The sequence below is a fragment of the Brevundimonas sp. genome (genome assembly GCF_036676055.1).
Taxonomy (GTDB): domain Bacteria; phylum Pseudomonadota; class Alphaproteobacteria; order Caulobacterales; family Caulobacteraceae; genus Brevundimonas.
On record NZ_JAKFDS010000029.1, the window covers coordinates 77686 to 89776 of the forward strand.

Below are 12091 nucleotides of genomic sequence, written 5' to 3' on the forward strand. Positions count from 1 at the left end.
ATCCGGGAACACGGAACAACCGTTTCCAATGCGCGCACTGACCCAGGGCTTCCTGTTCTTCGGCTATCTGTTCCTGGCCATGACGGTCGGCGCCTTCGTCTGGCGCGCGGGCCTCGGCGCCGGCGCGGGCGCCGCAGCGGGCATCGCCGCCCTCGGCCTGCTGGCGGCGATCCACACCTATGTCTCCGGCAAGGCCGAACGCGCCACGCTGAAGAAGGAGATCGACCAGGTCCGCGACGCCCACCGCCTGCTCGCCGACGCCATGGAGTCGACCCAGGGTGCGCTCACCGAACTGGCCCAGGCCATCGAGAGCGGCGCCCTCTCCTCGACCGAACAGCTGTCGGGCGAGGTCCGCATGCTGGAATCGCTGATCCAGCAGATGAGCGAGTCGATCGACCAGCGCATCTCCCAGCCGGCCCCCACCAACACCTATGAGGCGCGTCACCGCGAACAGTCGAACGTCCTGCTGCAGACCATCCACGAGGCCCTCGCCGAGAACCGCGTCGACCTCTACCTGCAGCCGATCGTCTCCCTGCCCCAGCGCCGCACCATCTTCTACGAGAGCTTCACCCGCCTGCGCGCCGCCGACGACCGCGTGATGATGCCGGCCGAATACCTCTCGGTCGCCGAGGGCGAGGGCCTGGTCCCGGCCATCGACAACCTGCTGCTGTTCCGCTGCGCCCAGATCGTCCGCCGCCTCGCGCGTCAGGACCGCAAGGTCGGCGTCTTCTGCAACGTCGCCCTGTCCTCGCTCGGCGACGAAACCTTCTTCCCCCAGTTCCTCGACTTCCTCAGCGAGAACCGCGACCTCAACCAGGCCCTGATCTTCGAGCTCGGTCAGGCCGTCTTCGACGCCCGCGGCGCGGTCGAGGCCCGCAACATGGCCAAGCTGGCCGACCTCGGCTTCCGCTTCTCGATCGACAAGGTCCAGACCCTCGACCTCGACTTCGCGGATCTTCAGAGGTCCGACGTCAAGTTCATGAAGGTTAGCGCCGACCTGCTGATCGAGACCCTGCTCGACACGGACTCCGCCTCGGCCCTGCCGGCCCTGCGCGACATCTCCGCCGCCGACTTCGCCGGCGTCACCCGCCGCTACGGCATCGAGCTGATCGCCGAGAAATGCGAGACCGAGCGCCAGATCGTCGACATCCTCGAGCTCGACATCTCGGTCGGCCAGGGCCACCTGTTCGGCGAGCCCCGCGCCATCAAGGAAGCCGTCCTCGCCGAAACCGACCCCCCGGCCGACTTCATCCGCTCGACCCTGCGCAGCGCGGACCACCGGCGGCGGTTCGGCTAGGCGGGTCCGCTTTCGACCCGTTGCGGCCCTTGGCGAACGTATTCAACCTCAAGGCCATGCGAAGGCTCATCCTCTACTGCCGCTCGAACGGCCCGCTTCTCTGACTGCCGAGGAAGAGCGTTACAGCCGGGCGTGCCCTCACCAGGGCCGGTAACCGTCGCGCCAGTAGATCCGCTCGCGGCCATAGCGGCCGTCGGTATTGTAGCCGCCGAAGCCGTAGCCGCAGGGGTCGTCCTCTTCCGACAGTTCACGGCCGATCAGATAGCCGGCCGCGGCGCCGATGGCCGCTCCGGCCTCGCGGTCCTCCTTGCCGGCCACCGCCGCCCCGATGGCCGCGCCCAGCACGGACCCGGCCGCCATGGCCCGGTTGCGATTCTCGGCGTAATCCCGCTCGCAGGCCGAGGCGTAGTTGTCGGTGGTGGCGCAGCCGGCCATCACAAGGCCGCAGGCCCCGAGCGCCGTCATGGTCAACAGGTGTCGCATCGCGTCTCTCCCTCAACCCCGCTCCGGAGAGAACACCTGACCAGACGGTGGCGTTCCCGTCGCCACCCCGTTGCAAGGTAACGGGGTGGAGGAACGGCGTCGTAGACGGAGGGGCTCTATCCGCCGCACGGTCGGGACGCCGGCGCCAGCCCCTCCACCGCTTCGCGGTCCCCCTCCCCATCGCTGCGCGACGGGGAGGAAAAGCCAATTGCTGCGCTGCAAGTTAATGTGCAGCCATCATATTTTCACAAGCCAACCCGCTGTTTTCCCTGCAAAACGTTTCCCGGACAGCGTCCTGAACCCGCCTGAGGGCGGGGCGGGTTTAGGATAGGGGCATCCCGTCGGTGGGGAGGGCGTCGGATCCAACGTTCTCGATGACGGCGGGCTGTGGTCGAGCGATGAAGCCCGGGCGGAGGAAAGCCTCGGGGGTCCTCGTCGGAGGTCGATGGATGGCCTCCGCTTGCTCGCCGCGCGCCTTCGGGTGGAACCGCTACTGTCGCTACTGTCAGCACGTTCAACCTTCCGGTCCCTCCGCAAGGGGCGGCCCGGAACGCCGGTGAGGCCCGAGAATGGCCGCCAGCCGGTGGGGCGAGTGGATAACGGCCACGCGGGGCAGCCTGTCTCGTCGAAACGGTAAAACAGTCAAACATCCGGGCGAGGCCCGGCTGTCCCGCGCCCTTCCCAACCGCTTCGGACGAAGCGGCGACGACCCCTGCCCGCTTCTCCTCATCGAACAAGAACCCGCCCATGCCCCGTGACCGCCGCCCCCGAATAACGGACCGTCAATTCATCCACGCCCTCCAGCATCTCCGCCTCGAGGGGCTGGAGACCGGTCGCTTGCAGCCTCTGTCCGATCGCGAGGAATTCTATCTGCGCCTGTTCCGTGGCGGACATCGTCCTGACCGGGAGGATTTCATCCTGTCGCGCCCCCTGTTCCACCTCGAGGCGATCCAACGGCGCGCCGACGGGCCCGCCGACGCCGTGCTCTTCACCCCCTCCCCCGAAACCGCTATCAGCCGCGAATGACCCTCCCCCACGCGCTCGACGGCCTCGGCGAGATCGCCGCCGACTACGACATCCTGCTCTGCGACGTCTGGGGCGTGATCCACAACGGCCGCGAGAACTTTCCCGAGGCCTGCGCCGCCCTGACCCGGTTCAACCAGCAGGGCGGCCCCAATGGAGACAAGCATGTCGTCCTGATCTCCAACTCGCCGCGCCCCTCCTCCGACGTGGTGGCCCAGTTGGACCGGCTTGGCGTGCCGCGCGACAGCTGGAAGGCCTTCGTCACCTCCGGCGACGCCACCCGCGCCGAACTGGCGAAACGCGCGCCCGGCCCGGCCTGGGTGATCGGACCGGACCGCGACTGGCCGCTCTATGAAGGCCTCGGCCTCGAGAGCGCCCACGGCGCCGCCGACGCCGCCTTCATCTCCGTCACCGGCCCCGTCGACGACGAAACCGAAACGCCCGAGGACTATCGCGAACGCCTCGCCGGGGGCGTCGCCCGCGACCTCGAACTGATCTGCGCCAACCCGGACCGCGTGGTTCAGCGCGGCGACAGGCTGATCTACTGCGGCGGCTCCCTCGCCGACCTCTACGAGAGCCTCGGCGGGCGGGTCACCATGGCCGGCAAGCCGTACGGGCCGATCTACGACCTGGCCCTCCACGAGGGCGAGCGGCTGCTCGGTCGTCCGGTGAACCGCGCCCGCGTGCTGTGCATCGGCGACGGCGTCGTCACCGACGTGCTCGGCGCCAACCGTCAGGCGCTGGACTGCCTGTTCATCGCCCAGGGCATTCACGGCGACGCCGCCCGCGGCCCCGACGGCCGCCTCGACCCCGCCCGCGCCGCCGATCTGTTGAAGGCCGAGACCACCTGGGCTCGCTACGCGATGCTCGATCTGGCGTGGTGACGCCCGGCAAATCAGGCTAAGGCCTCGCCATGGTTGAACTGGTCACGGCACATCCCTCGGGCGGCTACATCCTCGAGGAGCTCCACCCCGGCATGACGGCCGAAAAGGTCATCCCCGTCACCGAGGAGCGGATCCGCCTGTTCGCCGAGGCGTCGGACGACTTCAACCCGGTCCACCTCGACGAGGCCTTCGCGGCCAAGACCGCCTATCGCGGCCGCATCGCCCATGGCCTGCTCTCCGCCTCGTTCGGCTCGGCCGTGGTCGGCACCATCCTGCCGGGCGCCGGGGCCATCTACCTGTCCCAGACCCTCGGCTTCCACCTGCCGGTGCGCATCGGCGACGACGTCCTCGTCCGCATCAGCGTCGTCGCCGTCGATCAGGAAAGCGCCCGGGTCGAGCTGAACTGCGAGGGCTTCGTGGACGGCAAGCTGATCATGGACGGCGTCGCCAAGGTCCGGGTCCCCCGCCGCCGGCGTCCCGCGAAAGACTGACTTGGTCGAGATCGTCACCGACTGGCGCGGCCTGCCGGAGCGGCTCCGGGGCGCCGCCGTCGCCATCGGCGCCTTCGACGGCGTCCATCGCGGCCATCAGGCGGTCATCGCCGGCGCCCGCGAGGCGGCCCGTTCGCTGGGCGCGCCCCTCGCCATCGTCAGCTTCTCCCCCCATCCCCGCCGCTGGTTCCAGCCCGGCGCCGCCCCCTTCCGCCTGATGACCCCCGGCCAGATGGCCCGGGCGCTTGAGCCGCTCGACGTGGACCGCCTCTACCTCCTGCCCTTCGACGCCGAAATGGCCGGCATGTCGGACGAGGCATTCGCCCGGGAGGTGCTCTGCGAGGGGCTGGGCGTCCGCCACGCCGCCGTCGGCTTCGACTTTACCTACGGCCAGGGCCGCACCGGCTCGCCCGAGGGCCTGCGCCGTCACGGCGAGATCCTGGGCTTCGGCGTCACCGTCTGCCCCCGCGTCGATGATCCTCACGGGCTGAAACTGTCCTCCTCAGCCGTCCGCGAAGCCCTGAAGGCCGGCGACATGGCCCGCGCCGCCGCCATCCTGGGCCGGCCCTTCGCCATCGAGGGCGAGGTCCTGCACGGCGACAAGCGCGGCCGGACCATCGGCGTCCCCACCGCCAACATCGCCCTCGGCGACTACATGCGCCCCGCCTACGGCATCTATGCCGTCCGCGCCCGCCTGCCGGACGGCCGGACCTTCGACGGCGTCGCCAGCCTCGGCGTCCGCCCGATGTGGGCCCTTGAGGAGCCGCTGCTCGAGGTCTGGCTGTTCGACTTCGACGGCGACCTCTACGGCCAGACCCTCGAGACCGAGCTGGTCGCCTACCTGCGCGGCGAGGAGCATTTCGACAGCCTCGACGCCCTCAAGGTCCAGATCGACGCCGACGCCCGGGCCGCTCGCGCCGTGCTGGCGCCGGGCGGAACCGCCTGCTAGACCGCTTTCACCATGACCGTCCGCGTGTTTCGCCCGATTTCGATTAGCCGCCCGGCGTAGCGCCGCAGGGCTTTTCAGCCTCGCGCACGCCGGGACTTCTCGACCCTCACGCGAACGATCAACACGACGAGACAGACTTCATGGCTGACGCCAGCGATACGCCTTCCGGACGCGATTACCGCGAGACCGTCTTCCTCCCGGAGACGCCCTTCCCCATGCGCGGCGGCCTGCCCCAGAAGGAGCCGGCCATCCTCGAACAGTGGGGCGACCTCTACAGCGCCCTGCGCAAGCAGCGTCAGGCCGAAGGCGCGCCCCTCTACGTCCTTCACGACGGCCCGCCCTACGCCAACGGCGACATCCACATCGGCCACGCCCTCAACAAGACGCTGAAGGATTTCGTCGTCCGCAGCCGCTTCCTGCTGGGCCACGACGTCGATTACGTCCCCGGCTGGGACTGCCACGGCCTGCCGATCGAATGGAAGATCGAGGAACGCTACCGCGCCCAGGGCAAGCGCAAGGACGAGGTCTCCAAGGCCGAGTTCCGCCAGGCCTGCCGCGAATACGCCGCCGGCTGGATCGACGTGCAGCGCGACCAGTTCAAACGCCTCGGCGTCCTCGGCGACTGGGACAATCGCTACGCCACGATGGACTTCTCGACCGAGGCCGCCATCGTCGCCGAGTTCCACCGGTTCAAGAACTCGGGTCAGCTCTACCGCGGCTCCAAGCCCGTCATGTGGTCGCCGGTCGAGCGCACCGCCCTTGCCGACGCCGAGATCGAATACCACGACCACGTCAGCCCGACGGTCTGGGTCAAATTCCCGGTGGTCGCCGCGACCGACGCCCACCCGGACGACCTGCTGGCCTTCCGCCACGCCAATCCGTCGGTCGTGATCTGGACCACCACGCCCTGGACCATCCCGGCCAACCGCGCCATCAGCTACGGCCCCGAGATCGCCTACGGCCTCTATGAGGTCACGGCCATGGAAGAGGGGCTGGAGTTCGAGCCCTGGGCCAAACCGGGCGACCGGCTGATACTCGCCGACAAGCTGGCCGAAGAGGTCTTCAAGGCCGCGAAGATCGCCAGTTGGACCCGCGTTGACGACCTGAACCCCTCGGGCCTCGAATGCGCCCACCCGTTGGCGGCGCTCTCGTCAGGCTACGGCTTCTCCGTGCCCCTGCTGGCCGGCGACCACGTGACCGACGACGCAGGCACCGGCTTCGTCCACACCGCCCCCGGCCACGGGGCCGACGACTTCGAGGTGTGGAGGGCCCACGGTCATCACGAAGTGCCCGACACCGTCGACCCCGACGGCGCCTACTACGACCACGTCCCTCTCTTCGCCGGCCTCAAGGTGCTGGAGACTGAGGGCAAGAAGACCGGCAAATTCGGCCCCGCCAACGGCGCGGTGATGGAGAAGCTGATCGAGGCCGGCAACCTGCTGGCCCGCGGCCGGATGGAGCACTCCTATCCGCACAGCTGGCGCTCCAAGGCCCCTGTCATCTTCCGCAACACGCCGCAGTGGTTCATCCGCATGGACGCCCCGCTGGAGGACGACGGGACCCTGCGCGAACGGGCGCTGGCCGCCATCGACGCCACCGCCTTCCATCCCGCGGCCGGCAAGAACCGCATCCGCACCATGGTCGAGAGCCGCCCGGACTGGCTGATCAGCCGCCAACGCGCCTGGGGCACGCCGCTCGCCATGTTCGTCGACAAGGAAACCGGCCAGCCGCTGCACGACCCCGAGGTCGACGCCCGCATCCTCGCCGCCGTCGCCGAGGGCGGCGCCGACGCTTGGTTCGACCGCCCCGACGCCGACTTCCTCGGGGCCCACGATCCGCAGCGCTACGAGAAGGTCCAGGACATCCTCGATGTCTGGTTCGACTCCGGCTGCACCCACGCCTTCACCCTCGAGGCCCGCGATCCGGCCCACGGCTACAGGGGGAACCGCCCGTCGCACTGGCCGGCCGACCTCTATCTCGAGGGCTCGGACCAGCACCGCGGCTGGTTCCAGTCCAACCTTCTCGAAGGCGCCGGCACCCGCGGCCGCGCCCCCTATGAGGCGGTCCTGACCCACGGCTTCACCCAGGACGAGAATGGGGAGAAGATGTCCAAGTCGAAGGGCAACACCACCGACCCCGCCGTCATCATCAAGGAGTCCGGCGCCGACATCCTGCGCCTGTGGGTGGCCCTGGTCGACTACGCCGAGGACCAGCGGATCGGGAAGCAGATCCTGCAGACGACGGTCGACGCCTATCGCAAACTGCGCAACACCGTCCGCTACCTGCTCGGCGCCTTGGCCGATTTCGACGAGGCCGAGCGCCTGCCGCTGGACCAGATGCCGCCGCTGGAGCGCTTCATCCTGCACCGTTTGTGGGAGCTCGACGGCGACGTCCGCGCCGCCTACCGCGACTACCGCTTCCAGGACGTCGTCCGCCCGGTGCTGGAGTTCTGCTCCAACGACCTGTCGGCCCTCTATTTCGACATCCGCAAGGACAGCCTCTACTGCGACCGCCCAGACGCCATCCGTCGCCGCGCGGCCCGCACTGTCATGCATGAGGTCTTCATGCGACTGACCGCCTGGCTGGCACCCCTGACCCCCTTCACCATGGAAGAGGCCTGGGCCACCCGCTTCCCGGACGCCGGCTCCAACTGCGCCCGGGTCATCCCGGACACGCCGGACGACTGGCGCAACCGGGACGAGGCCGAGCGCTGGGCCGGGGTCCAGACCGTCCTCGAGATCGTCAATGAGGCGCTGGAAGCCGCGCGCCGGGACAAGATCATCGGCGGCGCGCTGGACGCCTGGCCCGTCGTGACCGGTCCGGCCGAGGCCTTCGCGCCGTTCGACGGCCTCGACGCCGCCGAGGTGTTCCGCACCTCGGGCGCCGAGCTGAAGCCAGGCGGCGACGCTGTCATCGTCGAGGTCCGCCTCGCCGACCATCCGAAATGCGCCCGCTCGTGGCGGCGCGTCCCGGACGTCGGCTCGGACCCCGCCTACCCCGACCTCAGCGCCCGCGACGCCGACGCGGTCCGCTGGTGGGACGCGCGCCGGGTCTGACGAACCGGCTCAGGACGGGTCTTCAGCCTCTTCGCGCAGCCGGGCGGCCTGCTGCTTCAGTTCCTCGGCCTGGCTCGCCAGCCGGGGAGCCAGCGCTGCCAATTCCGCATCGGTCGGGACCCGGTCGCCGCGCTCGCGGGCCCGCTCGATCTGCCGGGCGCGATAGGCGGGATCGCGCAGGCGGCGGGCTTCTTCACGCATCTCGTCCGCGCCGCGATCCATCTCGTCCGCACCCTGGCGCATCTCGACCCGGGCGCGGGCCATCGCGTGACGGGCTCCTTCCCGGGCAGCGCTGGCTTGGACACGAGCTTCGGCGGCTGCGGCCCGAGCCTCGGTCGTCGCGGCCCGTGCCTTCTCCAGAGCGGCCGCGTGGTGGACGCGAGCCTCGGCGCGAGCGCGAGCCCCTTCAGCGCGGGCGGCGCGCGCCTGTTCCCTCGCCTCGGCCGCCTGACCACGGGCTGCGGCAGCCTCCTCGAGGGCCTGTTCGTAGGCGCGGCGGGTCTCCGGATCCATTTCCTCGACCGAACGGTAGACCCGGGTCCGCCCATCGTCCGTGATCGTGATGCGCGATCCGTCCTGGAGGCGCGGCGGAGCGGGAGGAGCGGGCGGAGCCGGCGGTTGCGGGAGGTTGGCGGGCGCGAGCACCGCCAGCGCGGCGGGCGGAGCCGGCGGAACGGGCGGCAGTGGCGGGGCGCTGGGCGCGGCGGGCGGCAAGGGAGCGCGCTGGGTGATCTCGACAGCGGAGATCGGCGTCGCAACGGCGACGAGCGCACCGATGGCCAGCGCCATGGTCAGGGGACGGGGCCGGGAGGCGGGGCGGGCGTTCATGATGCGGGTGATCCTTCTGGTCAGGGATTGGGCCGACCCCGCCATGCCGATGGCGGAGGACTGGCGGAAGTCGGCGGCGAGGCCGACGAGAGCGCGGGCATAGGTCCGGCGGTCGACCACGGCGAGCGCGGCCGCGTCGGCGGCGTCTTCGGTCCGGCTCGCCAGGGTGGCGTGCAACAGCCACACCAGCGGGTTGAACCAGAACAGGGCCAGGGCGAGACGGGACAGGGCGAGGAAGAGCCAGTCGCTCCGGCGGATATGCGCCAGTTCATGCGCCAGAACCGCGCCGGCGGTCTCCGGGTGCGACAGGCAGGTACGGCCGACCAGGACCACGCCGGGAGACAGGCCCCAGCTGAGCGGCGCCTCGACGGCGCTCGCGGAGATCAGGCGGGGGCGGCGGCGGGGCGCGAGGCGTTCGAGCGGCGTCGTCCATGCCGGGTCGGTCACGGGCGCGCCGGTGCGGGTCCAGCGCCACAGGGCCGCCACACCGAGTGCGAAGCGCCCAAGCACCACGATCGCGCCAAGGAGCCAGATCGCCGCCATGACTTCCACCGGTGATGGCAGACGGATCGAACTGGACAGGGACAGCCCCTCCACGGGCGTCACCGACCCTTGCCACACGGGCGCCGAGGCGGCGGCTGGCTCGGCGAACGCCGCCGGCAACAGCTCGAGTCGAAGATCGGGCGCGAAGAAGACCAGCAGGGGCAGGGCCAGCAGAACGCAGACGGCGGCCCGCAGTACGTCCACCCGGTCAGCCGCGGCGCGGAACCCCGGTAGACAGGACAACAGCAAACCTACGCCAGCGATGACGCCGGATTTGCAGAACAGTCCGGCGATCAGTTCGGGGCTCACGAGCCGCGCTCCCGCGCCTGGTCGATGGCGCGCTCCAGCGCTTCCAACTCCTCGGGCTTCAGCTTCTGTGTCAGGCCGAGCAGGGCCGTCGCGGCGCTGGCGGCGGAGCCGGCGAAGAAGGTGTCGACCGTCCGCCGCAGCGCGCTGGCGGCGATCGCCTCCGGTCGCGGCGACGGCCGGTACAACACCCCGTCGGGGTCGGACGCCCGGGCCACCAAGCCCTTGGTCTCGAGGCGGGCCAGCAGGGTGCGGACGGCGGAATCGCTCAGCGAACCGCCCATCGCCGCGCGGACGGCGCTGGTCGTGCCGGCCTGCAGGCGGCACAGGGTCTCGAAAACCTCTCGTTCGCGGCGCGGCAGGGATTCGATCATGACGGCTCCGGCAAGGACAACGCTACATTCGTAGCGCCACACTTGTAGCGGATAAAGTCAGGAATGAGGCGCGCGGATGAACTCGCGGTAAGGGCTTGGGCGACAGCCTCAGCTGCGCGCGGACCCGGCCTCTTCAAGGCGACGGAGATCCTCCGCGTCGATCGCAGCGAGGGACGCTCCCTTGCTCTCCCGCATGAATAGAGCAGCGACCAGGCTGACGAGGGCGGAGGCGAGGATGTACCAGGCGATGGGCGTCCAGGAGTCGGTCTGGCGCAGAAGCGCCGTCCCGATCAGCGGCGCCCACGATCCCGCGACGATGGCCGTGACCTGGTAGCCGAGCGAAACACCCGAATAGCGCATCCGGGTCGGGAACATCTCGGTCATGATGGCCGGTTGGGCCGCATACATCAGGCCATGGACGGCCAGGCCCAGCATGATCGCCCCGAGGATCATCGCCGTTTCGCCGGTGTCGAACATTGGAAAGGCCAGGAACGGCCAGATCAGGCTCAGGGCCGCTCCGGCGATATAGACCGGCCGCCGCCCGATCCGGTCAGCCAGGGCGCCGACGAACGGAATGACGATCACGTGCAGGATGTGGGCGAGGAACAGCAGGGCCAGGATGCGCGTGGTGTCGACATCCCGATGGTGCAGGTAAGTGATCGAGAAGGTCACGACCATGTAGTAGAGGATGTTCTCCCCGAACCTGAGCGCCATGGCGGTGAAGACGCCGCGGGGATGTCTGCGGAACACCTCGGTCAGGCCGTAGCCCGCCTCGGCCCGTTTCTCCGTCTCTTCACGCGCAGCCTTGAAGATCGGCGAGTCCGTCACCTGGGTGCGGATGTAGTAGCCGATGGCGATGATCACGACGGACAGCCAGAAACCCACCCGCCAGCCCCATGCGAGGAAGGCCTCATCCGTCAGCAGCGCTGACAGCGCCAGAAGCACGACGGTCGCGAGCAGATTGCCGATCGGGACGGCGGCCTGGGGAAAGCTGCCCCAGAAGCCGCGGCTGCGGTTCGGACTGTGTTCGGTCACCAGCAGCACCGCCCCGCCCCACTCTCCGCCGAGGGCGAAGCCCTGGATGAAGCGCAGGGTCACCAGCAGGGCCGGGGCCCAGTAGCCGATCGAGCCGAAGCTGGGCAGACAGCCCATCAGGAAGGTCGAGGCGCCGATCAGCAAGAGACTGAACTGCAGCAGCGACTTGCGCCCTATGCGGTCGCCGAAATGGCCGAAGACGATCCCGCCGAGCGGGCGGGCGATGAAGCCTACGGCGTAGGTGGCGAAGGCGGCGATGATGCCATCGAGCTCGTTCCCGGTGTCCGGGAAGAATAACTGGCCGAACACCAGGGTCGCGGCCGTCCCGTAGAGAAAGAACTCGTACCACTCGACGACCGTGCCGGCCATTGAGGCCCCGACCACCTTGCGCAGATACGGCAGGTCCGCGGTCTGTTCGTGCTTCATCCCGTTCTCCCCTCGTCGAGCCGGAGCATCCATGGAACAGGCCGGGGATGGGCTCAAGAGGCGGCGGCTGGCTTCGACGCCGGGCGATGGCCTGAACAGCAAAAAGCCCCGCTGGCGGGAGCCAGGCGGGGCTTTGAGATCTTGGGTGCGGGAGCAGGATTTGAACCTGCGACCTTCAGGTTATGAGCCTGACGAGCTACCGGGCTGCTCCATCCCGCGGCAAACGGTAGTGTAAGGGAAGAGCGGTTCGAGAGACGGGCGACAGCCCGTAATACAATCATCTATCCGTCTGGTAGACCCGGCGGCGACCTACTCTCCCGCGCCTTAAGACGAAGTACCATCGGCTCTGGAGGGCTTAACGACCGAGTTCGGAATGGGATCGGGTGGGGAACCTCC

Annotated in this window: 10 protein-coding genes, 1 tRNA gene and 1 rRNA gene; 6 read left to right on the plus strand and 6 right to left on the minus strand. The window is 69.4% G+C overall.

Annotated elements, in window-relative coordinates:
• The first annotated feature begins 28 nt into the window (after positions 1–28).
• On the plus strand, positions 29–1297 hold the full coding sequence (gene tipF, locus V6M45_RS05470; protein WP_332654609.1) for a flagella assembly cyclic-di-GMP phosphodiesterase TipF: 1269 nt from the start codon (positions 29–31) through the stop codon (positions 1295–1297).
• A gap of 138 nt (positions 1298–1435) precedes the next feature.
• Here the strand turns inward: tipF and V6M45_RS05475 are convergent, their stop codons facing one another.
• On the minus strand, positions 1436–1780 hold the full coding sequence (locus V6M45_RS05475; RefSeq protein WP_332654610.1) for a glycine zipper 2TM domain-containing protein: 345 nt from the start codon (positions 1778–1780) through the stop codon (positions 1436–1438).
• Between the two features lie 837 nt (positions 1781–2617).
• Here V6M45_RS05475 and V6M45_RS05480 point away from each other — a divergent pair.
• From V6M45_RS05480 to ileS, 5 genes are all read left to right on the plus strand, one after another.
• Positions 2618–2806, plus strand: coding sequence for a hypothetical protein (locus V6M45_RS05480; RefSeq protein ID WP_332654611.1), 189 nt, complete (start codon positions 2618–2620; stop codon positions 2804–2806).
• Positions 2803–3687: a TIGR01459 family HAD-type hydrolase gene (locus V6M45_RS05485; protein WP_332654612.1), complete on the plus strand. Its 885-nt coding sequence runs from the start codon at positions 2803–2805 to the stop codon at positions 3685–3687. The genes V6M45_RS05480 and V6M45_RS05485 overlap by 4 nt, the downstream gene beginning before the upstream one ends.
• Before the next feature lie 29 nt (positions 3688–3716).
• Positions 3717–4178 (plus strand): MaoC family dehydratase, encoded by a 462-nt coding sequence (locus tag V6M45_RS05490; protein ID WP_442880543.1) that lies wholly within the window; start codon positions 3717–3719, stop codon positions 4176–4178.
• 1 nt (position 4179) lies between these two features.
• Positions 4180–5127 carry a bifunctional riboflavin kinase/FAD synthetase gene (locus V6M45_RS05495; protein WP_332654613.1) on the plus strand — a complete coding sequence of 316 codons (948 nt, stop codon included), beginning with the start codon at positions 4180–4182 and terminating at the stop codon, positions 5125–5127.
• Positions 5128–5267: 140 nt separating this feature from the next.
• Entirely contained in the window at positions 5268–8183 is a 2916-nt protein-coding gene (ileS, locus tag V6M45_RS05500) for an isoleucine--tRNA ligase (RefSeq protein WP_332654614.1), read from the plus strand.
• A gap of 9 nt (positions 8184–8192) precedes the next feature.
• Here the strand turns inward: ileS and V6M45_RS05505 are convergent, their stop codons facing one another.
• The 5 genes from V6M45_RS05505 to rrf all read right to left on the minus strand — a co-directional run.
• Positions 8193–9863, minus strand: coding sequence for a M56 family metallopeptidase (locus tag V6M45_RS05505; RefSeq protein WP_332654615.1), 1671 nt, complete (start codon positions 9861–9863; stop codon positions 8193–8195).
• Positions 9860–10234 carry a BlaI/MecI/CopY family transcriptional regulator gene (locus tag V6M45_RS05510; protein ID WP_332654616.1) on the minus strand — a complete coding sequence of 125 codons (375 nt, stop codon included), beginning with the start codon at positions 10232–10234 and terminating at the stop codon, positions 9860–9862. The genes V6M45_RS05505 and V6M45_RS05510 overlap by 4 nt, the downstream gene beginning before the upstream one ends.
• 108 nt (positions 10235–10342) lie before the next feature.
• The gene (locus tag V6M45_RS05515) at positions 10343–11695 is read right to left on the minus strand and encodes an MFS transporter (protein WP_332654618.1); all 1353 of its coding nucleotides are present in this window, start codon (positions 11693–11695) and stop codon (positions 10343–10345) included.
• 142 nt (positions 11696–11837) lie between these two features.
• A tRNA-Met gene (locus V6M45_RS05520) sits at positions 11838–11914 on the minus strand.
• A gap of 77 nt (positions 11915–11991) precedes the next feature.
• Positions 11992–12091: ribosomal RNA gene (gene rrf / locus V6M45_RS05525) — 5S ribosomal RNA — on the minus strand; the annotation flags it as partial.

What these genes read in the sequence shown, in the direction of transcription:
- ileS (WP_332654614.1), top strand. Translation starts at nt 5,268, where the DNA reads ATGGCTGACGCCAGCGATACGCCTTCCGGACGCGATTACCGCGAGACC.
- tipF (WP_332654609.1), top strand. Translation starts at nt 29, where the DNA reads ATGCGCGCACTGACCCAGGGCTTCCTGTTCTTCGGCTATCTGTTCCTG.
- V6M45_RS05515 (WP_332654618.1), bottom strand. Translation starts at nt 11,695, where the DNA reads ATGAAGCACGAACAGACCGCGGACCTGCCGTATCTGCGCAAGGTGGTC.
- V6M45_RS05485 (WP_332654612.1), top strand. Translation starts at nt 2,803, where the DNA reads ATGACCCTCCCCCACGCGCTCGACGGCCTCGGCGAGATCGCCGCCGAC.
- V6M45_RS05475 (WP_332654610.1), bottom strand. Translation starts at nt 1,780, where the DNA reads ATGCGACACCTGTTGACCATGACGGCGCTCGGGGCCTGCGGCCTTGTG.
- V6M45_RS05510 (WP_332654616.1), bottom strand. Translation starts at nt 10,234, where the DNA reads ATGATCGAATCCCTGCCGCGCCGCGAACGAGAGGTTTTCGAGACCCTG.
- V6M45_RS05490 (WP_442880543.1), top strand. Translation starts at nt 3,717, where the DNA reads ATGGTTGAACTGGTCACGGCACATCCCTCGGGCGGCTACATCCTCGAG.